This is a genomic window from Arthrobacter sp. 179, from assembly GCF_052379645.1.
Taxonomy (GTDB): Bacteria; Actinomycetota; Actinomycetes; order Actinomycetales; family Micrococcaceae; genus Arthrobacter_H.
In genome coordinates this window covers 1-23,212 of record NZ_JBQSYU010000022.1, presented here as the reverse complement: position 1 = coordinate 23,212, position 23,212 = coordinate 1, and the positions used below count along the sequence as shown (strand labels likewise).

The 23,212-nt window shown below is 66.6% G+C and carries 19 protein-coding genes; 12 read left to right on the top strand and 7 right to left on the bottom strand.

Annotation, left to right across the window (positions count from 1 at the left end):
- Nucleotides 1–51 precede the first annotated feature (51 nt).
- Nucleotides 52–2,835, bottom strand: a complete 2,784-nt coding sequence (locus ACT3UE_RS12615) for a DNA topoisomerase (ATP-hydrolyzing) (RefSeq protein WP_444554035.1) — start codon at nucleotides 2,833–2,835, stop codon at nucleotides 52–54.
- A 128-nt stretch (nucleotides 2,836–2,963) separates the two neighbouring features.
- Between ACT3UE_RS12615 and ACT3UE_RS12610 the strand changes: the two genes are divergently transcribed.
- The 3 genes from ACT3UE_RS12610 to ACT3UE_RS12600 all read left to right on the top strand — a co-directional run bounded on the left by ACT3UE_RS12610 (nucleotide 2,964) and on the right by ACT3UE_RS12600 (nucleotide 7,651).
- Nucleotides 2,964–5,720, top strand: coding sequence for a bifunctional acetate--CoA ligase family protein/GNAT family N-acetyltransferase (locus ACT3UE_RS12610; RefSeq protein WP_444554034.1), 2,757 nt, complete (start codon nucleotides 2,964–2,966; stop codon nucleotides 5,718–5,720).
- Between the two features lie 78 nt (nucleotides 5,721–5,798).
- A complete protein-coding gene (locus tag ACT3UE_RS12605) occupies nucleotides 5,799–6,467 on the top strand; it encodes a DUF5998 family protein (protein ID WP_444554033.1) in 669 nt (222 codons plus the stop codon).
- 5 nt (nucleotides 6,468–6,472) lie between these two features.
- Nucleotides 6,473–7,651 (top strand): alkaline phosphatase family protein, encoded by a 1,179-nt coding sequence (locus ACT3UE_RS12600; protein ID WP_444554032.1) that lies wholly within the window; start codon nucleotides 6,473–6,475, stop codon nucleotides 7,649–7,651.
- Nucleotides 7,652–7,668: 17 nt separating this feature from the next.
- Here ACT3UE_RS12600 and sepH read toward each other — a convergent pair whose 3' ends face one another.
- Nucleotides 7,669–8,829 (bottom strand): septation protein SepH, encoded by a 1,161-nt coding sequence (gene sepH / locus ACT3UE_RS12595; RefSeq protein ID WP_444554031.1) that lies wholly within the window; start codon nucleotides 8,827–8,829, stop codon nucleotides 7,669–7,671.
- 404 nt (nucleotides 8,830–9,233) lie between these two features.
- Here sepH and ACT3UE_RS12590 point away from each other — a divergent pair, with 404 nt between their 5' ends.
- Nucleotides 9,234–9,533: a DUF4193 domain-containing protein gene (locus ACT3UE_RS12590; RefSeq protein WP_444554029.1), complete on the top strand. Its 300-nt coding sequence runs from the start codon at nucleotides 9,234–9,236 to the stop codon at nucleotides 9,531–9,533.
- A 64-nt stretch (nucleotides 9,534–9,597) separates the two neighbouring features.
- Here ACT3UE_RS12590 and ACT3UE_RS12585 read toward each other — a convergent pair whose 3' ends face one another.
- Nucleotides 9,598–10,071 carry a DUF3093 domain-containing protein gene (locus tag ACT3UE_RS12585; protein ID WP_444554028.1) on the bottom strand — a complete coding sequence of 158 codons (474 nt, stop codon included), beginning with the start codon at nucleotides 10,069–10,071 and terminating at the stop codon, nucleotides 9,598–9,600.
- Nucleotides 10,072–10,149: 78 nt separating this feature from the next.
- Here ACT3UE_RS12585 and dut point away from each other — a divergent pair, with 78 nt between their 5' ends.
- Genes dut through ACT3UE_RS12565 form a run of 4 tightly spaced genes read left to right on the top strand, consistent with a single transcriptional unit; the run spans nucleotide 10,150 to nucleotide 12,577 of the window.
- Nucleotides 10,150–10,659, top strand: a complete 510-nt coding sequence (gene dut, locus ACT3UE_RS12580; protein WP_444554027.1) for a dUTP diphosphatase — start codon at nucleotides 10,150–10,152, stop codon at nucleotides 10,657–10,659.
- 52 nt (nucleotides 10,660–10,711) lie between these two features.
- Complete coding sequence (locus ACT3UE_RS12575) at nucleotides 10,712–11,449, top strand: DUF3710 domain-containing protein (protein WP_444554026.1); 738 nt, start codon at nucleotides 10,712–10,714, stop codon at nucleotides 11,447–11,449.
- Complete coding sequence (locus tag ACT3UE_RS12570) at nucleotides 11,442–11,849, top strand: hypothetical protein (protein WP_444554025.1); 408 nt, start codon at nucleotides 11,442–11,444, stop codon at nucleotides 11,847–11,849. Before ACT3UE_RS12575 ends, ACT3UE_RS12570 begins: the two co-directional genes overlap by 8 nt.
- Complete coding sequence (locus tag ACT3UE_RS12565) at nucleotides 11,846–12,577, top strand: DUF3159 domain-containing protein (protein ID WP_444554024.1); 732 nt, start codon at nucleotides 11,846–11,848, stop codon at nucleotides 12,575–12,577. The genes ACT3UE_RS12570 and ACT3UE_RS12565 overlap by 4 nt, the downstream gene beginning before the upstream one ends.
- A gap of 76 nt (nucleotides 12,578–12,653) precedes the next feature.
- Here ACT3UE_RS12565 and ACT3UE_RS12560 read toward each other — a convergent pair whose 3' ends face one another.
- Both ACT3UE_RS12560 and ACT3UE_RS12555 read right to left on the bottom strand, forming a co-directional pair.
- Entirely contained in the window at nucleotides 12,654–13,367 is a 714-nt protein-coding gene (locus ACT3UE_RS12560; protein WP_444554023.1) for a potassium channel family protein, read from the bottom strand.
- Entirely contained in the window at nucleotides 13,364–14,056 is a 693-nt protein-coding gene (locus ACT3UE_RS12555; RefSeq protein ID WP_444554022.1) for a potassium channel family protein, read from the bottom strand. Before ACT3UE_RS12555 ends, ACT3UE_RS12560 begins: the two co-directional genes overlap by 4 nt.
- Before the next feature lie 146 nt (nucleotides 14,057–14,202).
- Between ACT3UE_RS12555 and ACT3UE_RS12550 the strand changes: the two genes are divergently transcribed.
- The 4 genes from ACT3UE_RS12550 to ACT3UE_RS12535 all read left to right on the top strand — a co-directional run bounded on the left by ACT3UE_RS12550 (nucleotide 14,203) and on the right by ACT3UE_RS12535 (nucleotide 22,447).
- On the top strand, nucleotides 14,203–16,236 hold the full coding sequence (locus ACT3UE_RS12550) for an APC family permease (protein ID WP_444554021.1): 2,034 nt from the start codon (nucleotides 14,203–14,205) through the stop codon (nucleotides 16,234–16,236).
- On the top strand, nucleotides 16,233–17,609 hold the full coding sequence (locus ACT3UE_RS12545; RefSeq protein WP_444561234.1) for a class I SAM-dependent RNA methyltransferase: 1,377 nt from the start codon (nucleotides 16,233–16,235) through the stop codon (nucleotides 17,607–17,609). Before ACT3UE_RS12550 ends, ACT3UE_RS12545 begins: the two co-directional genes overlap by 4 nt.
- A 113-nt stretch (nucleotides 17,610–17,722) precedes the next feature.
- A complete protein-coding gene (acnA, locus tag ACT3UE_RS12540; protein WP_444566831.1) occupies nucleotides 17,723–20,428 on the top strand; it encodes an aconitate hydratase AcnA in 2,706 nt (901 codons plus the stop codon).
- A gap of 846 nt (nucleotides 20,429–21,274) precedes the next feature.
- Nucleotides 21,275–22,447, top strand: a complete 1,173-nt coding sequence (locus ACT3UE_RS12535; protein ID WP_444566830.1) for a DUF6602 domain-containing protein — start codon at nucleotides 21,275–21,277, stop codon at nucleotides 22,445–22,447.
- A 40-nt stretch (nucleotides 22,448–22,487) separates the two neighbouring features.
- On the opposite strand, the gene ACT3UE_RS12530 is transcribed toward ACT3UE_RS12535, so the two are convergent.
- Nucleotides 22,488–22,910, bottom strand: coding sequence for a hypothetical protein (locus tag ACT3UE_RS12530; protein ID WP_444566829.1), 423 nt, complete (start codon nucleotides 22,908–22,910; stop codon nucleotides 22,488–22,490).
- Nucleotides 22,911–23,015: 105 nt separating this feature from the next.
- Nucleotides 23,016–23,212 (bottom strand): hypothetical protein (locus ACT3UE_RS12525; protein ID WP_444566828.1); only part of this gene is annotated, 197 nt, incomplete at its 5' end.

Genomic DNA, 23,212 nt, shown 5'->3' with positions numbered 1-23,212 from the left:
GAATCCCCGGCACCGGCACCGGCGGGGGTCGCGGCCGGCAGGGCAGTACGACTAGGGGTCCACCGGCGTCGTGCCGCCGCCTTCGACCTCCACGACCGCCGAATCGGCGAAGGGGACGCTATCCTCTTCCGGGGCCGCCAGCGGGGCGCGCTGGGGCTGCTCCGCATCGAAGCCCGGCAGGAAGTCTCCGACCGGCTCTTCGGGGCCCGCCTTGCCGCGGCGACCCGCCGCCGGTCGGGAGGTGGAGGTGCTGCGGCGTCTCGGTGTCGGGGCGGCCTCCGGCGCGGGGCCGGTGCCGCCGGCAGTGTTCTCGCCGGAGCGCTCGATCGGCGGTGCGGGTTCGCCCACGGCCTCGGGGGCGATCGGGGCCCCACCGAGGGCGTCGACCTTGCTCGACAGGGGAACCCCCGAACCATCACGGCGGCCGTGTTCCAGGGGCAGCGCCCGGGAGACCCCGGCCGCCGACGCGGCCCGGGCCGGGCCATGACCGGCCCACGCCAGGGCCAACACGCTTTCGCCCTTGAGGAAGCGGTGGGCCCGCACCCCGCCGGTGCCACGACCCTTGGCCGGGTATTCGGAGAGCGGGGTGACCTTCACGGTTCCGGCCTCGGTTCCGGGCAGGGTGGCCCCCGCCGCGGCAATGGTGACCACGACCGCCGAATCGTCCGCGGGATCCGCCGCACCGAAGAAGATGGCCTGGTCACCGTCAACGAGCTTGATTCCCGCCATTCCGCCGGCCGTGCGTCCCTGGGCGCGCACGGCGGATGCCGGATAGCGCAACAACCGGGCCTGGGCCGAAACGAAGACCAGATCGTCGTCTTCCCCCGGAACGCAGACGCCGATGACCCGGTCCCCGGGTTTGAGCGAGACCGCTTCGAACTCGTCACGGTTCAGCGGGTAGTCGGGGGTGACCCGTTTGACCACGCCGCGGGCCGTCCCCAAGGCCAGGACCTCGTTCAGCGGCACCAGTCCGATCACGGTCTCGCCCTTGGCCAGTGAAATGAATTCGGCGACCGGGACCCCGTCGTTCAGCTGCGGGAACGAGGTGGTGGCCGGAAGGACCGGGATGTCGAGGACCTGCAGGCGCAACATGCGCCCGGCGGAGGTGACGGCCCCGATCTCCCCCCGGGCGGTCGCCGGCAGCAGCGAGGCCAGCACATCGTGCTTGACCCGGGAGCCATCGGTGGGCAGCGGATCACGGGTCGTGGTGCGGGCCAGCCGGCCCGAGGCGGAGAGGATCGCCCAGCAGGGGTCGTCGGCGATCTCGAGGGTCAAGGGTGCCTTGGCGCTGGTGGACGCGGGCGCGGGCATCGTGGTGCCCTTCAACGGGGCCGCCGTGGCCGACTTCAACAGGCGGGTGCGGCGCGGGGTGGCATAGCGCTCGGAGACCTCGGCCAGTTCGCTGGAGACCAGGCCGCGCAGCAGTTCGTCCGAGGCGAGGATCGCGCTGAGCCGTTCGATCTCGCGCTGGAGTTCGTCGCGCTCCTTCTCGAGCTCGATCTGCGAGTACTTGGTCAGCTGGCGCAGGCGCAGCTCCAGGATGTGGTTGGCCTGGATCTCCGAGAGGTCGTAGATGGTCATCAACCGTTGGCGGGCCACCGCGGTTTCGTCCGAGTTGCGGATGATCTGGATGACCTCGTCGATGTCGACGATGGCAATAAGCAGCCCCTCGACCAGATGCAGCCGGTCCTTCTTCCTGCCTAGACGGAAGGCGGTCCGACGGGTGACCACCGAAAGGCGGTGTCCGACGTAGACCTGGAGCAGTTCGCGCAACCCCAGGGTGCGGGGCTGGCCGTCGACCAGAGCGACGTTGTTGATGCCGAAGGAATCCTCCATCGGCGTGTACTTGTACAGCTGCTGGAGGACGGCATTGGGGTTGAAGCCGTTCTTCAGTTCGATGACCAGACGCATGCCGTTCTTGCGGTCGGTGAGGTCGATGACATCGGAGACCCCGACCAGTTTCTTGGCGGTGACGGCATCCTTGATCTTCTGGATGACCTTCTCCGGACCGACCATATAGGGCAGCTCGGTGACGATCAGGCCACTGCGTCGGGCGCTGATCTGCTCGAGCTCGACCTTGGCCCGGGTCTTGAAGGAGCCGCGCCCGTTCGTGTAGGCGTCGTGGATGCCTTCGAGCCCGATGATCTCCCCGCCGCTGGGCAGGTCCGGCCCGGGGACGAACTTCATCAGTTCGGCCAGAGTCGCTTCGGGGTTCTCCACCAGGTGGCGGGCGGCGGCAATGACCTCTCCGAGGTTGTGCGGGGCCATGTTGGTGGCCATGCCCACGGCGATGCCGGTGGTTCCGTTGACCAGCAGGTTCGGGAAGGCCGCCGGAAGCACCTCCGGCTGAAGGAGCTGGTTGTCGTAGTTGGGGATGAAGTCCACGACGTCCTCGTCGAGGTGGTCGGTCATCGCCACTGCCGGGGAATCCAGCCGGGCCTCCGTGTACCGCGGGGCCGCCGGACCGTCGTCGAGCGAACCGAAGTTGCCGTGGCCGTCGATCAACGGCAACCGCAACGCGAAGTGCTGGGCCATGCGCACCATTGCGTCGTAGATGGCGGTGTCACCGTGCGGGTGCAGCTTGCCCATGACCTCCCCGACCACACGCGCACTCTTGACATGGCCCTTCTCGGGGCGCAGACCCATCTGGGTCATCATGAACAGGATGCGGCGTTGGACCGGTTTGAGGCCGTCACGGGCATCGGGCAGGGCCCGGGAGTAGATCACCGAATAGGCGTACTCCAGGAACGACCCCTCCATCTCCGAGGTCACGTCGATGTCGACGATGTTCTCGATGAAGTCCTGCGGTGGTTCCGGTGTCTGCCTGCGGGCCATGTCTGTGATTCCTCGAATCGGTGCTGATGTGGGGCCTGCGCGACTGGACGGTGCCACACGAATGGGCAGTCTCGTCGCTGGAAGCCGGATCACGACGGATCCGCGCACGAAGGCCGTAGGCTAAGCCTATGGTGCACGAGGTGGAAAATGCTGAATATCCGGCTCATTGGGAAGCCGATGTCGTCCTACGCGACGGGACCACGGCCCATTTGCGGCCCATCGGCCCCTCGGATGCCGCTGCTTTGCAACGGTTCCACGCCGGACAATCCGAGACATCGATCTACTTGCGGTTCTTCACGTTCAAGTCGAAGCTCACCGACCGCGAGCTGACCCGCTTCACCGAGGTCGATCACGTGAACCGGGTCGCGATGATCGTCCTGCGTGGCTCCGAGATCATCGGGGTCGGACGCTACGACCGACTCGATGACCCCCGCGAGGCCGAGGTGGCCTTCAACATCGCCGACAACACCCAGGGCAAGGGGGCCGGGTCGATCCTGCTCGAACACCTGGCTGCTGCGGCCCGTGAAAATGGGATCGAACGATTCAGTGCCGAAGTGCTGCCCGAGAACCGCAAGATGCTCACGGTCTTCGCCGAAGCAGGCTACGAGGTCAAACGCCGGTTCGACGACGGGGTGGTGATGCTGGAGTTCCCCATCGACCCGACCGAGAAGTCCCGGGCCGTCATGGAATCACGCGAACACCGGGCCGAGGCCCAGTCCCTGGCCGGGCTGCTTGCCCCGCGTTCGGTGGCCGTGATCGGCGCCAGCAGGCAGTGGGGGACCGTGGGATACACGCTGCTGGAGAACATCATCGAAGGTGGTTTCACGGGGCCGGTCCACGCGGTGAACCCCGATGCCCTGGAAATTGCCGGCATGATCTCCCATGGTTCCCTCTCTGAGATCCCCGGCACCGTGGATCTGGCGGTGATCGCCGTGCCGGTGGCCGAACTGGAAACCGTCGTGGCCGAATGCGGGGCCCACGGCGTGCGCGGTCTGCTCGTGGTGACCGAGACCTTCCCGGGAGACCAGGCCGAAGCGATGCAACGCCAGCGCGAGCTGGTGCGGTTGGCCCGCAGCAACGGGATGCGGCTAATCGGTCCGGCCTCGCTGGGACTGGTCAATACGGCCCCTTCGGTCAGTTTCAATGCCTCCATGGCCCCGGGGATGCCCCGACGCGGGGGCCTGGGGCTGTTCAGCCATTCCGCGGCGATCGGTGTGCTCGTCTACTCGGCGGCCAGCCGCCGCGGCATCGGGGTCTCCAGCATCGTTTCGGCGGGAAACCGTGCCGACGTCTCCGGCAACGACGCCATGCAGTTCTGGGAGGACGATCCCGAAACCACCGCCGTCGCCTTGTTCCTAGAAAGCTTCGGCAACCCCCGCAAGTTCTCACGCATCGCCCGTCGACTGGCGAGGAAGAAGCCGGTCATCGTGGCCAAATCCGATGTCATGGGCCTGCGGTTGCCCCCGGGCCATGCCGTGCGCACCACCCAGGCCCCGTTGGGCGCCGTGGATGCGATGCTCCGCCAGTCCGGGGCCATCCGCGTGGCCTCCAACGAACTGTTGATGGACCTGGCCCAGCTCTTCGCCACCCAGCCGCTGCCCGCCGGCAACGGGCTGGCGATCGTCGCCAACTCGCGGGCGCTCTCCCGCGTGGTGGAGGACAACGCCGAACAGCACGATCTGGAGGTCGTCGCCCGTGAATGCGAACTGGTCCTGACCGACGGGGCCTCCCGCGCCCTGCCTAGGCTCCGGACGATGCTGCAGACCCTGCTGGCCAGGGACGAGGTGCACTCGCTGATCCTGGCGGTCCTGCCCGCCCCGGGCATCGACCACCACGAGCTGGCCCGGATCCTGTTCGACGCTGGCCGGGAGGCCGGCAAACCGGTACTGGCCTCCTTCACCGGCATCATGGATCCGCAGGAGCCCGCCGTCGGCCTGATCCAGACCGGCCCCGTCCCAGCCGGGGGCACCGCCGAGGTGGAGGCCACCCCGGACCAGGACGGGGCCGGGCCCGTGGAGGTCCGGCAGGATGCCGTCCCCGCCTATGCTTCTCCGGGGACCGCCATCGGGGCCCTGGCGGAAATGGTCGGCTACGTCGATTGGCGGGGTCGGGACTTCGGCGAATACGTCGAATCCACGGGAATCGACAGGGACCGGGCCGATGAGCTGCTGGCCGGATACATGCACCGCGTGGACGGCACGGAACTGCTGGCGCTCTCGACGGAGGACGCCGTCGAACTGTTGGGATGCTACGGCGTCGGGGTGCTGGAATCGGTCCGGTTCAGCGACGAACAGGAGGCCGTCCAGGCCGCCCACCGCATCGGCTGGCCGGTGGCCTTGAAGGCCACCGACCAGTACCTGCGCCACCGGCTGGATCTGGGCGGGGTGCGGCTGAACATCACCGACGAGACGGCATTGCGCCAGAACATCCGGCATATGCAGCAGACCTTGCGCCAATACGGTGCCGACGACCTCGAGGTCCAGACGATGGCCGCCTCCGGCCAGGGCTGCGTGGTGCGGGCCTTGGAGGACCCGCTGCTGGGGCCGCTGATCTCCTACGGGCTGGCCGGGGATGCCGTGAATCTGCTCGACGACTGGGCCCACGCGATCCCGCCACTGACGGACACGGACCTCTCGGACTTCGTGCGCACCCCCCGCGCCTCACATAAGCTCTTCGGCTACCAGGGCTTCCCCCGGGTGGACGTGCCGGGGCTGGAGGACTTCCTCAACCGGGTGGCGACCCTGAAGGACGACCACCCGGAAGTGGCGCTCATGGAGTTCAACCCGGTGCTCGTCTCCGAAGGATCGGTCACCGTGCTCGCCGCCGATGTGCGGATCGGCAACCCCGCACAGCGCACGGACAGCGCCCGGAGGGCCATGCGCTAGGTCCGGGGGAGACGGACCGGTGCCGTCGTCGTCCCCGCCACGGCCCGCCGACGGCACCGACACCGGTAGAGTGGGGTGATGTTCTCCCGTACTTCGGCCCCCGGCCGTGATCTGCACAGTGCCTTGGAACGAGCAGGGTTCTACCCGAAGCTCGTCGCGGACGTCGTTGAAGACGCCCTGGATGGGATGGAGCCGCTGGCCCATCTGGTCCAGCTCGAAACCCATATCGAACACACCGAGGTCCACCGCCATGTCACCGTGCTGGTGCTGACCTCCGAGGTCATGGTCATCGTGCACGTGGACGACCAGCAACTGGACGTGGCCGGCGACCAGGTCATGGCCCAGGTCTCCACGGAGACCGTGCCGATCGGCAGGATCTCCTCGGTGGTGCTCAGCTTCGTCTACCACCAGCCGCAGAACTACCGCACCAGCGACAAGAGCCGCGAACTGACCCTGGCCATCTCCTGGTCCGGCGGACAACGCGTCGATCTGGCCCCGGCAGGATGTGCCGACCCCCAATGTGAAGCCGACCACGGGTACACCGGGACGCTGCAGAAGGAGGACGTGGTGCTGCGGGTCAGCGCCGAAGCCGATGGCCTCCAGGCCGTCGAGGACGCCCGGTCCTTCGCCCGTGCCCTGCGCCAGGCCACCACGACCACGGCCTTGGATCATCGTCCGGTCGCTGCGGCCGAATCGCGGGCTCCCCGTCCTGCGGGACGGTTCGTCCGCGGCCACCACCAGGGCTGAACCGCGTGAGCACAGCCCGCCCCACCCGACTCGAACCCGCCGACCCGCTGCCCGCGCCGCCGCGCTACGGCACCGCCGATCTCTCGGTGGTGATGTCCAGCGCCGCCGCCGTCCTGGGAGTCCCCGGGTTCAGCAACGTCCTGTCCCTGCCCAAGGCCCGCAAGGTCTGCGTGGTGATGGCCGACGGTCTGGGTAAATCACTGCTGAAGGCGCGCTCGGGGCATGCCCCGTTCCTGCGCTCGAAGATGGCCAATTCACGGACGCTCGATGCCTCGTTCCCCACCACCACGGCGGCGTCGCTGTCGAGCCTGGGCACCGGTGTGCCCCCGGGCCGGCATGGCATCGTCGGGTACGACGTCGTTGATCCGGCGGTACCGCGGGTGGTGAACATGCTCGGGAACTGGCCGGAGGATCTGGATCCGGCGGTGTGGCAGCCGTATCCGACGGTGATGGACCAGGCCTCGGAGCATGTCCATGTGGCCACGGCGAGCCTGCCCCGCTTCAGCGATTCGGCCTTGACCCGCGCCTCGCTCAAGGGGGGCGAGTTCCTCCCGGCGGGCACCCCCCAGGCCCGGGTGCGGGCCGCCACCGAAGCCCTGGCCGCCCACGATCGGTCATTGGTGTACTGCTACTGGAACGAACTTGATAAGGCTGGGCATAAATTCGGCAGCGATTCGCCCCAATGGCTCAGCGAGCTGGAGGAACTCGACGCGAACATGCGCACCCTGGCCCAACGGGTCCCGGCGGGCACGTTGTTGCTGCTGGTCGCCGACCACGGCATGGTCGACGTGCGGCCCGAAGCGCGCATCGACTATTCACGGGATCCGGAACTGCTGGAGGGGATCGCCCTGACGGCGGGGGAACCGCGGGCAGTGCAACTGCACTTCAGCCATGACGCCACCGAAGCGACCCGCGCCGCGCTGATCCGGAACTGGAAGGAGGCCTTCGGGGCGAAGGCCTGGGTCATCACCCGGGACGAGGCCATCGACCACGGCTACTTCGGGGAAGTGGACGAGCGGGTCAGATCACGGATCGGTGATGTGCTGGTCCTGGCCAGCGGGGAACTGGCACTCTTCGACGGCCGGCGGGTTTCACCCCGGGCCATGGAAATGATCGGCCAGCACGGGTCAATGACGCGGGCCGAGCGGGAGATCCCGCTCCTGACCCTGGCCACCCCGAAGTAGCCCGGGGCGCCGGGGCGCTAGTCGCGCTTCTTGCCCTTGCCGAAGACGATCTCGTCCCAGCTGGGCACCGAGGAGCGCTTGGCCTTCTTGCGCCCCTGGCCGCCGTCGTCCTCGGAGTCCTCGTGACGGGTCACGGTATCCTCGGCGTGGCGGAAATCCGCGGCCGAGAGACCGGGCACGACGGTGTATTCACTGGTGTTCGTGCTGACCCCGTCATGCAGATGCGGCAGCTCGTCATCATCGTCGTCATGCGGTGGAACGATTCCCAGGCGACGGGCTTCGCCCTCATCGGCGAAATCCTCGTCCCGCGGATGGGCGGCGGGGATGGACCCCTGGGACAGCATCATCGCCAGGGCGTCGTCGCCTTCCTCGTCCACACCGAGTCGTTGTCCCCGGCGGGCGCGCAGCACGTCGAGTAGTTCCTCGGCCTCCGGATCGCCCGGGGAGGTCGCCGCCGCGTCGGGGCCCTGCGGGTCATGGCCGGCGTCGGACTCGAAATCAAAAGGCCGGTCGGCCACGGCAGTGAGGCGACGATTGGTGAACGCGTTCTCCACCGGTTCCAGTTCGCTGAGGACCTGGGCCCAGCGGTTGGCGTTCTGCAGGGACTTACGGGCCGGATGGAAGACCCACATGGCCGGGGGCTCTTCGCCGATGCTGGCATCGGTTTCCGAGCCCGAGGCATCGAATTCAGCCGAGATGTTCCAGGAGCCGTCGCTGCGGCGCCAGGCATCCCACACCAGGGAGGCGGCGCTGACGCCCAAGGCATTGAGCCGGACGTCGACCATCTCCCCGAGCGAGGCCGGCTCATCGCCGAAGGCCGAACGGTAGGTGTCATGGGCCTGGGGGGCGGAGACCTCCACCCCACGGGCCTGTTGGGCGACGTAGTCGCGTTCGGCGCGGACGGGACCTTCGTACCGCAGCACGCGGTCCAACGGGAAGCCCGATTCCTCGGCAACCTCCTCGGCGGTGGCGCCGTTGCGGATCCGGGTCTGGATCTCCCGGGGGGAGAACGCCGCCGGTTCCTGTTCCGCGCCCGACGCGGCGGGTCGGCCAATGGGCCGGGCAGTGGCGGCGCGGAGCGCCTCGTCGATGCGCAGCACGAAGCTGGACCCATCGTCACTGCTCAACAGCAGGTGCTCGCCATCCTCTTGGACACCTACGAGCCGAAGTTGCTGCATACTTTCCCTCCACGGACGCTCACGTACGGATACGACTCTGCCACCGGGTGGGTGGAAAAGTCATTATTTGCCCTGGTGTGGCGCGGTTAGTTTACTCTCAGGCGGCCCCGGGAACCGCGGGGGAACCCCTGATCTGCGGGCCGGGGCCACGGCGGGGCGCCGGCCTCATCCCCCGGGCCCCGGTCACGGGGCGCGGGTCATTGGCTTTTTACCCCCCGATGGTGAACAATCTGTGCGTTGCGGGCACAAAATGCGCCCCGGTGGCGTTGTACCTTGAGGGTCGGGAACGCCGGGCCGCCCCCGATCGACTCGAACCCGCACCACGGCCCGATGCTGCTGCAGCAACGGTGCCGGGGACCTGGACGGCCCCCATCGAGCAATGACCGGAGCGTGATGGAGAGACTATGGCGACAGACTACGACGCGCCGCGGAAGACCGACGACGAACCCAACCAGGAATCGCTGGAGGAACTGAAGGGTCGCGGCAAGGGCCACCAGTCACCGGTGGTCGACGAGGACGAGACCGAGCTGGCCGAAGGCTATGAGCTGCCCGGGGCCGATCTCTCCGGCGAGGAACTCCTGGTCCGGGTCCTCCCCGCCCAGACCGACGAATTCACCTGCGCTTCCTGCTTCCTGGTCCGACACCGGTCCCAGGTGGCGAAGGAAAAGGGCGGGCTGTTCTACTGCAAGGACTGCGAGGGCTGAGGCCTTCGACGGCCCCGCACCCCGGGGTCCCGCCGGGGCGAGAGGCCGGGAGGGGGAGCCGGGTCTAGGCGCGTGCGGTCTGCTGCAGCGCCCTGACCAGCTCCTCCGGGCGACGGGTCGAAGCCAGCCAATAGGGGGTGGCATCGAGCGGATCAACGATCTCCAGCTTCACGACCGGGTCGATCCAGCCGCGCAGGCACAAATAGGCGGTCCCGTCCAGGGCCGGGCCCCGTGCATGGGTGGCTTCCTCGCCGCGATGGGCGGAGACCTCGCCGATGTAGCGGCACTCGATGCTGGCCCGGCCGACCTTGAACCACTCCCGGGTCAGGCTGATGGTCGGGGTCAGGGCCAGCAGCGTGGCACCGACGGCGATGAACACGACGATTCCCACGATGATGGAAACGTTCAGGTTGATGGGAAGGACCATCGCCGTGCCGGCGAAACCGGTGCCCACCACGAGGATCCACATCCACCAGGCCGGCCACAGTTTTTCGCGGAAGATCTCGGGGGACGCTGCAGGAGGGGTCGAATCAGGCATGACACCAGCTTAGTTCGCCCAGAGCCTGTCGTGGACACATTGGGGCTGGACGGCAATCGGGCTAGAGTGAACACGGTCATGACCCTCAACGCCCTGGAGAATCCGGCTACGATGCCCGAGCAGCCCACCACCACCCTTGACGTCCAGCTGAAGATGCTCGACCCCGGACTGGAGCCGCCGTCGTATGCCCATCCCGGGGATGCCGGCGCCGATCTGCGCACCCGCGAGGATGTCGTCCTGGCTCCGGGGGAACGGAAGCTGGTCCCCACCGGAGTGGCCATCGCCTTGCCCCCGGGGTTCGTCGCCCTGGTCCACCCGCGGTCGGGGCTAGCCACGAAAAAGGGGTTGAGCATCGTCAACGCCCCGGGAACCGTCGACGCCGGCTACCGCGGTGAGTTGTGCGTGACCCTGCTGAACACCGACACCCGGACGCCGATCGAACTCAACCGTGGCGACCGGATCGCCCAGCTGCTCATCCAGCGCGTGGAGCATGCGGCGTTCATCCCCGTCGCGGAACTACCCGAATCGGTGCGCGGCGCCGGGGGCTTCGGCTCGACCGGAGGATTCGCCGACGCCGCAGCTCGCTGAGCCACCACCCCTACTTCACCACCTGCGGCCCGTCGGGCCGGGAGGAGCAACGATGATTTTCAAACGCCGCAATAATTCAACGAACGACGACGCCGCCACCGGGGACGAGCAGGTCCAGGACACGGATTCCGTCGCCGCCGGGAACGAACAAGGACCCTTCGATCTGGAGGATGCCCCGGAACACGGACACTACATCGACCTCGGGGCCCTGAAGATAGAACCGGTCGAAGGCATGCAGCTGCGCCTGGAAGTCGAAGAAGGCTCCCAACGGGTCATTGCCGCCGCCCTTGAACTGGACGGTTCACGCCTGCAGCTCCAGGTCTTCGCCGCCCCGAAGTCCAGCGGCCTCTGGGAGGGGATCTCCTCCCAGATCGAGGAGAGCATCGGGGAGCAGAACGGCAAGATCGATCGCGTCGAAGGACGGTTCGGCACCGAACTGGTGGCCCGCGTACCCGCGGACGGCCCCGATGGCGAGCAGGGATACATGGTCGCCAGGTTCATCGGCATCGACGGGGGACGCTGGTTCCTGCGTGCCGTGGTCGGCGGTCCGGCCACCCTGGACCGCGCCCAGGCCGAACGCCTCGAGGACCGTCTGGCCCGGGTGGTCGTCGAACGCGGCGACCAGCCGATGCCGCCCCAGGAACTGCTCCCGTTGACGATGCCGGCCGGTGCCGTGACCCGGTCGGCGACCGACACCGACGAGGAGACCGAGGAAAAGACGGACACCAGCAGCGAACGTTCACTGCAGGGTCGGCCCGAACGCGGACCGGAGATCACCGAAATTGGCTGAGCGTGGCGTCGCAGCCCGACGCCGCGGCCTGGCCTCCCGACCCGGTGGATACACCGGGGCCGATGAACCGGAACGCTGCTCCGCCCTGGCCCGGCTCCCCGAACGGGGGCGGGTGCTTGCCCGCGGCTTCGTGGAGAACATCAGGATCCTGCCCAGCGCCCAGGCCCCGGTCTTCACCGCCGGAATCGTCGACGCACCGGCCCCACCCGGGGGACGACGCTCCCCGGTGGCACGGATCGTGCTGGTCTGGAACGGCCAGCGCCGGGTCCCGGGCATCGAAGCGGGCACCCGCCTGCTGTTCGAGGGGATGATCGCCCGCGTCGACGGGGTGCCCACCATCTACAACCCCCGGTACGAGATCCTGCCCGAGGACGACCACGACGTGGAGGACCAGGTATGAGCCAGCACCCCGAGGGGGAGCCGACCGCAGATGACGGCCACGACCAGGCTGAGGATCTCGGACGTCGATTGGCTGAAGGCTCGGGCATCCACCGGACCGCCGCGGGACAGGTCGATGTCCTGAAGACCGTGGGCGGCATCCGCGGCCTGATCGAGGCACTGTTGCCGGGAATCGTCTTCCTGGTGGTCTTCATGGTGTTGCGGGAACTGAACCCGGCACTGATTTCCTCGCTGGCCATCGCGGCCGTCTTCACCATCGCCCGGCTGGTGCGCAAAACAGGGTTGACCCAGGCGTTGACCGGGCTGTTCGGTGTGCTGATCTGCGCCGTGTTCGCCCGCACCACCGGCAACGCCCGGGACTTCTACGTGCCCGGCTTCTACACTAACGGCGCCTACCTGGTGGCCTTCGTGGTGTCCATCCTGGTCCGCTGGCCGCTCATGGGCCTGGTCTTCGGTTTCATCCGCGGTGAAGGCATCGAATGGCGGGCCCAGCGGGCCCGCCGCCTCTCCTACGCGGTGGCCACCTGGATCATCGCCGGGGTCATGGCGGCCCGGCTGCTGGTGCAGCTGCCGCTGTATGCGGCGGAGAACATCGAGGCGCTGGGAGCGGCGCGCATCGTGATGGGCATCCCGCTCTATGCCATGGGGCTCTGGCTGGCCTGGCTGGTCTCCCGGCCGTCGACGGCGCTGGACGCCGAGCCCGGACCGCAGCAGGCCCCGCAGGACTGACTCGGCAGGGCTGATCCTCCGGGGCTGGTCCCACCGGGCCGGCCCCCGGGGCGGCCCGGGGCCACCCCGCCGCGGCTCAGTCGCGGAAGGCGTCCGAGGCGTCCTGGGATTCGTCGTCGTTCCGTGATCTGGTATCCAGGCGCAGGACGGCCCGCAGATCGTCCTCGGCGGCGATTGCGGTGATGAAGAACAGCTCATCGCCCCCTTCGATCACGTCATCGGGGCTCGGGGTGATCGCCAGGTCATCACGCAGGATCGCCACGACCGCGGTGTCCTGCGGCCACGGGACCTCACCCAGGGTGCTGCCGATCAATGCCGCATCGGTGGGGACCGTGAACTCGACCATGGAGGTCACCCCGGTCTGCAGCGTCAGCAACCGCACCACGTCCCCGACCTCGACCGCTTCCTCCACGAGGGCGGTCATCATGCGCGGGGTGCTCACGGCCACGTCGACGCCCCAGGCGTCGTCGAAGAGCCAATCGTTCTTCGGGTTGTTGACCCGGCCCACGGTCCGCCCGACCCCGAATTCGCTTTTGGCCAGCAGGGAGACGACCAGGTTGACCTTATCGTCGCCGGTGGCCGAAACCACCACGTCGACATCGGACAGATGGGCGTCCTTGAGCGTGGTGAGCTCGCAGGCATCCCCGAACAGCCAGGTGGCACCCTGGACGCCGCTGCGCCCGACGACTTCAGGCTTCTCATCGATCAACAGGACGTCGTGACCGTGGGAGAGGAGTTCCTTGGCGATGGAGGAGCCGACGCTGCCGGCCCCCGCGATGACGATCTTCACTGGTTCTCCTCGTCGTCGGGCAACTGGGTGGTGGGGGCCTTGGAAAGTATCCTGTCGATCTCTCCCAGGGAGGCGACGGCCATCATGGCGTGCAGGATGTCGCCTTGCTGCAGCCGGGCATCGGGGCGGGGGATCTGGCCCTCGCCGAACCGGGTCAGATAGGCCACCCGGATCCCCGAGACCTCCTCGATTTCGGCCAGGCTGCGTCCGTACCACTGGTCATGGACCGACACCTCGCCGAGGATCAGCCGGCCCGAGGCTTCACGGAAATCGCCGTTGATGCCTTGTTCGGGCAGGACCCGACGCAGGACCTGGTCGGCGCTCCAGCGCACCGCCGCCACGGTGGGGATCCCCAGCCGCTGGTAGATCTCGGCCCGCCCCGGGTCGTAGATCCGGGCGACCACATGGGGGACGTGGTAGTTTTCGCGGGCCACCCGGGTGGCCAGGATGTTCGAGTTGTCGCCGCTGGAGACCGCCGCGAAGGCGTAGGCGTTGGAGATGTCCGCCCGTTCCAGGGTTTCCCGGTCGAAGCCGACCCCGCTGACCTTCTGGCCGGTGAATCCGCGCCGTAGACGCCGGAACGCCCGGTCGTCCTGGTCGATGATCGCCACGGTGTGTCCGGCGTCGTCCAAGGTGTGGGCCAACGTGACGCCGACGCGCCCGCACCCCATGATGACGAAATGGGCCATGCCTTGCTCCCCGCGATTGTCCTGCTGACGGCGGGGCCTTTCCGACCCCGATGATGGCTCCCAGTCTCCCACGCGGGAAGCGTGCAGGAGCCGGTGGCGGTGCGGCGTGTATGACAGATATGCCGTTCACGGGCTAGCTTTGACTGGTGCTGACGTTCCTCGACGCGCTGAAACGGATCCTGGTTGGCAGACCATTCCGCACCGAACGGCTGAAGCAGGCGCCCCTGCGCCGCCGGCTGGCGCTTCCCCTGCTGTCCTCCAACGCGCTGTCTTCCGTGGCCTACGCCCCCGATGAAGTCCTCATGACCCTGGCCATCGCCGGACTGTCGGCGATCTACTTCTCGCCGCTGATCGGCATCGCCATCATGGCGGTGATGATGGTGATCATCGCGTCCTACCGGCAATCGGTGAAGGCCTACCCCTCGGGACGCGGGGACTATGAGATCGCCAGCGTCAACCTCGGGCCCCGGGCCGGCACCACGGTGGCCTCGGCCCTGCTGGTCGACTTCGTCTTGACCGTGGCGGTGTCCATGTCCGCCGCCGCACACTACGTCGTCGCGGCCTTCCCGGGGCTGGACGGGCACCAATCGCTGCTCGCCGGTGCCGGCGTCGTGATCCTGGCGCTGCTGAACCTGCGCGGGCTGGGCCGGTCTCGGCTGGGCAACGCGTTGCCGACCTATCTGTTCATCGGCGCGATGCTGGTGATGATCCTCACCGGCACGATCAGTGCCGCCATGGGCCGGTTGGGCTCGGCCCCCAGCGCAGGGTTCGAGATCCTGCCGCAGCAGGGCTACGACCCGGCACTGACCGGGCTGCTGGGCGCCGTGCTGGTGCTGCGCGCCTTCTCCACCGGCTCGGCGGCACTGACGGGGATCGAAGCGCCCATCAGCAACGTCCAGAACCTGGCCCGGCCGCGCGCCCGGAACGCCGCATCGATCCTGCTGCTGCTGGGCCTCATCGCCACGGTACTGACCCTGGGCACCATGTTCCTGGCCCGCGCCGCCCGGGTGCATATGGTCGAGGACCCGCAACGGAACCTTGCGGTCGACGGCGGATCGATCCCGGGGGACTACATCCAGAACCCGGTGCTCAGCCAGCTGGCCCACGCCGTCTTCGGCGGCGGTAGCGTCGGTTTCTACATCATCCTGGCCGTCACCGTCGCCGTGCTGGGCATGGCCGGGCATTCCGCATTCAGCTCCTTCCCCAACCTGGCCTCGCATCTGGCCACCGACGGCTATCTTCCCCGGCAGCTGCGGACCCGGGGGGACCGGCTGGGGTTCAGCAACGGCATCATCGCCCTGGGCGTCGGGGCCCTGGTGCTGGTGTTGGTGTTCGGCGCCCATGTGGCGACCCTGATCCAGCTCTACGTCGTGGGGGTCTTCGTCTCCTTCACGCTCAGCCAGCTGGGCATGGTCAGGCACTGGAGCCGGCAACTGGCCAGCACCGCCAACCAGCGGGTACGCCACCGGATCATGCGCTCGCGCCTGCTGAACCTCGTCGGGTTCGTCCTCACCGCCGCCGTGCTGGTGATCGTGCTGGTCACCAAATTCATCTTCGGTGCCTGGTTGGCCGTGGTGGCGATCCTGGCGATGTATCTGATCATGTCCTCGATCCACGCCCACTATGCGGCGGTCGACCGTGAACTGGCGGTCGACGGGCGAGGCACCGCCAAGGCCCTTCCGGCCCGCGTGCATGCCCTGATCCTCGTGTCGACGCTGCGCAAACCGGTGCTGCGGGCGGTGGCCTTCGCCCGGGCCGGCCGCCCCTCGAAGCTCGATGCCATCATCGTGGACATCGACCAGGATGCCACGGAACGCACCGTGGCCGAATGGGAGCGGTTGCAGATCCCGGTGCCGATCACCGTGCTCGCCTCGCCCTACCGCGAGACGGCGGCGCCGATCATCGACTACATCAAGACCATCAAATCCAATTCACCCCGTGACCTGGTGGTCGTCTACATCCCCGAATACGTGGTCGGACGCTGGTGGGAGCAGCTGGTGCACAACCAGACGGCGTTGCGCATCAAGACCCGGCTGCATTTCGTCCCGGGCGTCGTGGTCGCCAGCGTCCCCTGGCAACTCTCGGAGGAAACCCACGGGCGGGCACTCTTCGAACACGAGCGCGGGATCACCGGGACCGAAGGCCAACCACGAGAGCACGACGGCGGGAGCAGCAGGTGAGCCAGCAGGAAGAACCGGCGACGGGCGATCTGATCGAGGTCGAGATCGGCGCCCCCGCCCATGGGGGCCACTTCGTCGCCAGGTACCAGGGCCGGGTGGTCTTCGTCCGCCATGCGTTGCCCGGTGAACGGGTCCGGGCCCGGTTGACCGACGCCGGGCAGGAGGCCCGCTTCTGGCGGGCCGACGCGGTGGAGATGCTGGAGGCCTCCGCGCACCGGGTACCGCATTTCTGGCCCGAAGCCGATGCCATCGCCCGCCACGCCGCGGGGGAGTTGCCGGTCGGCGGGGCCGAGTTCGGGCATGCGGAGCTTGGATACCAGCGGGAACTGAAATCCGCGGTCGTCCGCGAACAACTTGAACGATTGGCCGGTCTGGATGCCGACGACGTCGGCTTCACCGGGGTCGAGGCCGCGCCGGGCGAGCGCGGGGACGGACTGGGCTGGAGGACCCGGGCGGCCTTCAGCGTCGACGCGTCGGGACGACTGGCCATGAACGCCCACCATTCCGACCGGCTCGTCCCCATCCGCGACCTGCCGCTGGCCGTGGCGGCGATCAACGACCTGTCGTTGGCCGAGTTGCCGTTGCGCGGGCTGGACCGGATCGAGGTCGCGGCCGGTTCGGCCGGCGGGGCACCGCTGGTGCTCCTCGTCGAACGGGCCGATGCCACCCCGGGAGCCGCGACACGCCTGGCCAAGGCCCTGCCCGAGGGCAGCAACGCGGCGCTGATCACCCAACACGGCGGTGCGGCGGCCGACGGGGCGGGAACCCTGCACCGACTGCGCGGCAGGACCTGGGTGGCCGAACAGGCCGCCGGGGAAACCTACCGGGTCACCGGGGAGGGGTTCTGGCAGATCCACCGCAGTGCCCCCGACGCCCTGAACGACGCCGTCCAACGCATCCTGGACCCGCAACCGGGCCAGGCCTGTGCCGACCTCTATGCCGGCGCCGGACTGTTCACCGTGCCCTTGGCCCGCGCCGTCGGGGCGCAGGGGATCGTCCTGTCGATCGAAGGGGCCCCGGGCACCAGCAAGGATGCCCGCCGCAATGTCCAGGGCCTGGACCAGGTCCTGATCCGCCAGGGCCGGGTGGAAAAGGTCCTGCGTGCCGAGGTGGCCCGGTTGCCCCGGGGGCTGGATGCGGTGGTGCTGGATCCACCCCGCACCGGCCTCGGGCGGGCCGGGGTGGCCGCCGTCAGCGCCGCCCGACCGGGACGGATCGCCTACGTTTCCTGCGATCCGGCGTCGTTCTCTCGGGATCTACGCGACTTTGCCGCGAAGGGCTACGCCACCGAATCGGTACGGGCCTTGGATCTCTACCCGCATACCCACCATGTGGAGTGCGTGGCGGCGCTGGTCCCTTCGGCCAACGGATAGACTGGGGGCAGCTCTGCCGCAATCCCATCGTGCTTCCCGGCCGGTTAGGTTCGCCTTACTGGCGGGATGCCCGTGCGTGCAACAAAGATGAAAGTCTGGCGAGAGGAGTCCCAGTGAGTAATGTGGACAGCTTTGGTGCCAAGGGCGTATTGGACGTCCAAGGCAACGAATATGAAATTTTCCGGCTGAACGCGGTCGAGGGCAGCGACAGCCTTCCGTACAGCCTTAAGATCCTTCTGGAGAACCTGCTTCGGACCGAGGACGGCAAGAACATCACTGCCGACCACGTTCGTGCGCTGGCCCAGTGGGATCAGAACGCCCAGCCAAGCACGGAGATCCAGTTCACTCCGGCCCGCGTGCTGATGCAGGACTTCACCGGTGTGCCGTGTGTGGTCGACCTGGCCACCATGCGTGAAGCCGTCGAGGACCTGGGTGGTGACCCGACCCGGGTGAACCCGCTGGCTCCCGCGGAAATGGTGATCGACCACTCCGTCCAGATCGACGTGTTCGGTAATAAGGACGCCATCGAACGCAATATGGAGATCGAGTACCAGCGCAATGGCGAGCGGTACCAGTTCCTGCGTTGGGGCCAGACGGCGTTCGATGACTTCAAGGTCGTCCCCCCGGGCACCGGCATCGTGCACCAGGTCAATATCGAGTACCTGGCCCGCACGGTCATGACCCGCGAGGTCGACGGCAAGCTGCGCGCCTACCCGGACTCCTGCGTCGGCACCGACTCGCACACCACCATGGTCAATGGCCTGGGTGTGCTGGGCTGGGGCGTCGGCGGCATCGAGGCCGAGGCGGCCATGCTCGGCCAGCCCGTCTCCATGCTGATCCCGCGGGTGGTGGGCTTCAAGCTCGCCGGCTCCATCCCCGCAGGTGCCACCGCGACCGACGTCGTCCTCACGATCACCGAGAAGCTGCGCCAGCACGGCGTGGTCGGCAAATTCGTCGAGTTCTACGGCGAAGGCGTCGCCCAGGTGCCGCTGGCCAACCGCGCCACGATCGGCAACATGTCCCCGGAGTTCGGCTCCACCGCAGCCATGTTCCCCATCGACGACGTGACCCTGGACTACCTGCGCCTGACCGGCCGTTCCGAGGAGAACGTCGCCCTCGTGGAGGCCTACACCAAGGAACAGGGCCTCTGGCACGATCCGTCCAAGGAACTGCGTTTCTCCGAGTACCTCGAGCTGGACCTGTCCACAGTGGTTCCCTCCATCGCCGGCCCGAAGCGTCCCCAGGACCGCATCGAGCTGACCAGCGCGAAGGAACAGTTGCGCAAGGACATCCACAACTACGCCGCCGGTGACGCCGACGATCGCAACGTGGGCCGTCCCTCGAAGTCCGTGGACGTGAAGACCGCCGATGGCCGCGAATTCTCGCTGGACCACGGCATCGTCTCCATCGCCTCGATCACCTCGTGCACCAACACGTCCAACCCCTCGGTGATGCTCGCAGCAGCCCTGCTGGCCCGCAACGCCGTGGACAAGGGCCTGGCCTCGAAGCCGTGGGTCAAGACCTCCGTCGCCCCCGGCTCCAAGGTCGTCACCGACTACTACGAGAAGTCCGGCCTGAGCCCGTACCTGGAGAAGCTCGGCTTCTACATCGTCGGCTACGGCTGCACGACCTGCATCGGCAACTCCGGTCCATTGGAAGCGGAGATCGCCGAAGCCATTCAGGCCAACGACCTCTCCGTCACGTCGGTCCTCTCCGGTAACCGCAACTTCGAAGGCCGGATCAACCCGGACGTGAAGATGAACTACCTGGCCTCCCCGCCGCTGGTCATCGCCTACGCCCTGGCCGGCACCATGGACTTCGACTTCGAATCCGAGCCGCTGGGCCAGGACGACGCCGGGAAGGACATCTTCCTGGAGGACATCTGGCCGAACCCGGTCGAGGTCCAGCAGGTCATGGACGCCTCCATCGACAAGGAGATGTTCGCCAAGGGCTACGAAGGTGTCTTTGACGGCGACGACCGTTGGAAGGCACTGGACACCCCGGCCGGCAACACCTTCGAATGGGCCGAGGATTCCACCTACGTGCGCAAGCCCCCATACTTCGATGGCATGAAGGCACAGCCGGAGCCGGTCTCCGATATCGACGGTGCCCGCGTGCTGCTGAAGCTGGGCGATTCGGTGACCACCGACCACATCTCCCCGGCCGGCTCGTTCAAGTCCGATTCCCCGGCGGGCCAGTACCTGCTGTCCCACGGCGTGGATCGTAAGGACTTCAACTCCTACGGCTCCCGTCGTGGTAACCACGAGGTCATGATCCGCGGCACGTTCGCGAACATCCGCATCCGCAACCAGCTCCTGGACAACATCGAGGGTGGCTTCACCCGCGACTTCACCCAGGACGGCGGACCGCAGAACACGGTCTTCGACGCGGCGACGAACTACGCAGCCGAAGGGACCCCGCTGGTCGTGCTGGCCGGCAAGGAATACGGTTCCGGCTCCTCACGTGACTGGGCCGCCAAGGGCACCGCACTGTTGGGCGTCAAGGCCGTCCTGGCCGAGAGCTACGAGCGGATCCACCGCTCGAACCTCATCGGCATGGGCGTGCTGCCGCTGCAGTTCCCCGAGGGCGAGTCCACCTCGACCCTGGGGCTGGACGGCACCGAGTCCTTCTCGATCGCCGGGGTGACCGAGCTCAACGAGGGGACCACCCCCTCCACGCTGAAGGTCACCGCCACCGCCGACGACGGCTCCACCCAGTCCTTCGATGCCGTGCTGCGCATCGATACCCCCGGTGAAGCCGACTACTACCGCAACGGCGGCATCCTGCAGTACGTGCTGCGTCAAATTAGCGGTAGTTGAGCAGATCGGCTCGACTAGGAGACTTTCTGGCCGTTGAAGATATAGTCTTTGGCTCCTATTTTTAGAGTCTCGCACATGCGCCCGTCAGGCTTCTGCCTGGCGGGCGCATCTGTATCTAATTGCGGGAACCGTCTGTTCACGATCTTCCCCAATCCGTATCCGCGGTTCGAGCTGTTTGGCTGGCCGTGTCGAATGGCCGCCGTCACACGCGGGGGATATGAATCCGGTGACTTTGGTGGAGCGTTCGACGGAGGTTCAGGAAGCTCGCGAGATCCGGCAGATTTGTGCCCCGCCTGGTATAGATTCTGCTGCTTTGCGATACGCGACAGGAGAATGAAGCCATGGAACGACAGATTGATTTCTTCCGAGAACGTCACATGTTGTGCGGAGCCTGCGATCACGGCTGGGTGGTCGATCTGAACTGGGTTGATCGCCCCATTTCCGATTTTAGGCAGAGGTTGACCTTGATGAGCATGTGATGAGCACAGCCTTTCGCATGGTCATTCGTGTTAGCAGACGGCATCACCACGCAAGTGGGCACTGCGCGCTGCTACGTGCTCCGCCGGGTCTACGTCCTAAAACGCCCGAGTGATACGTTCTCGGTAGTGACGGACGCTTCACCCTAGGCCCACACGAAGTATTTCGCGTGAATGAAGTGCCTGCACACGGCCGTGCTGCGAGTTACTCCGTTAGGATCACGATGGGAACGTGCGAGCGTTGAGTACAGACGTTGACGCGGCAGCTGAGCTCAACATGCTCACGTATATCACCCGGTCCCTTATCGAAACCGACGGCTTCAGACTGCACCCGCACGGTCAAATGATAAGAGCCAGTTATCGTGGGACCATGAACGCGTCGACCGATTCGAACCATCAGTCTGGTAAGTCACGTTTCGCGGCAATGTACGAGGCAACTGCCGCGAGCATGAAAGCACAGTTTGAACAGGCGCGCGCCAGCCTGGACCATTCAGGAGCCCGCGGGGGAGCCGCCGAGGAGATTGTGCGCGAGTTCCTCAACAAGGCACTGCCAGCGGCGCTTGGAGTTACCGTTGGGCAGGTGGTGGACGCCGATGGTAACTTCTCTGGTCAAAGTGATGTGATCATCTACGATGCCCGGACTACTCCGATGCTCTTTACCAGCGCCCAGGGCGGAACGCAAACGGTGCCGATCGAGGGCTTCGTGGCAGTGATTGAGGTGAAATCGGTTCTTCAGAAGAAGGACCTGGACCAGCTCCTCACCCACGCACGCAAGCTGAAGTCGATGAAGCGACGCGCTTACCTTCAGCAAGCACTTACGACGCACCGCACGATGTACGACAAGAGCTGGGCACAACCTCCCGTCTTGTACAGCGTGTTCGCATTCACTTCTCGGGGCCTATATGTCGGTGAGCTCAACGATTTGCAGGCCGAAATTCCTCTGCATCTTCGGGTCGATAACCTCTGTGCCCTAGATCGCGGTTTAGCGGTAAATGTGTGCCTGACCGGACATGTGAATGGTCCCGACTCGCTGTTCTCGTTTCAGGGGACAGCGTCCAAGATCAGCAAACTCGGAGAAGTCCTTACCGACAACCCATTGTTGCCGTGGTTCGCGATGAATTCCAGCCTTTACGTCCAAGGTGATCGCTCTCCAATTGATCTGGCAGTATACGTTCAGGACCAGTTGCGGTTACATGCGACGATGCCACCGGACACCGACATGGAGATCCGCAATGAGCTGAATCTTCAATTAGCCGAGGCGACCGGTGTTCCGCTCGACGTCATACGCAGGCTTGCCGGGGTCGAGGACGGGACGAAGCCAGCGAACCCACCAGGAGTTCAATTATCCTCGGCGGAGTTGCTCGCTCTCGTAGACCCGTACATCAACAGATTTTTCGTGCCGGGCCCTGACGCTGGGGACCTATTCAGGAGCCTTGCGGAAGTTCCCGCGGAAGAACGCGAGCGCGTTTTGGCCCAATTCCGCACTGAGAGTAGCAACAGAGAGAGGGCGGGTGAAACAGAAGCGGACCTGGACGGATCATGATGCCGGCCGATCATTCAGTTGACCAGTCGAGCACGCGGGCCTAAAGCGCGTTCATTCCCTGCCGTCGATGTACTGCTTTGAGTCCGGAACGGGCAGAGGCAGCCAGAGCTTCGTGTGCTCCGCCATGAGGATCCCCATACAGAAAATCAGCCCACCCCTTGCAGCCACGAGCTGAAATTGGTGACTTCGACGAAGGTGTCAGCAGTCGACGGAACCAGGTCTTCGCCGTAACCGATCGATGCCTGTAGTAGCTCGCCTCCGACCAGCCGATCGTCTTTGCTGTATCGATGAGGCTGAGTTCCTCTGCTTCGATGAGATCCTCGACGGTCCGCAGGTACCGTGCGATGTTCTGCGGATCCATTGGCGGCCGTCCGAACTTCACGGCTCGCGCCAACGCTGGGCCGACGCGGAACTGGACCAGCCATTGGCTGGTGTTGTGCTCGTGAATGCTAGCGTCGAGCACTGCGCGGTGCTGGAGATCGTCGTCCTACTTGTCCTGGTCGACGTATGCGTAGCGCGTTATCGACTTAGCCAGGTTCCGGCGAGGGGAGCTTCGGGTCTCCAGTTGTTAGAAATTTGGGATCGGTAGTAGCTCGTCCCCGAATTCCGGCCATTCCCAGCTTTGAAGTAACTCGGGCTGCACGTCGCTTTCCAAAAGGATTGTGACCTGCGCGTATGTGAAGGAATTCGCGACCTCTTCGCCACTGAGCAGGCCAACCACCTGTCCGTCCATAGTGTGAGTAAACCCGAGAAGGTCGTGCGTCC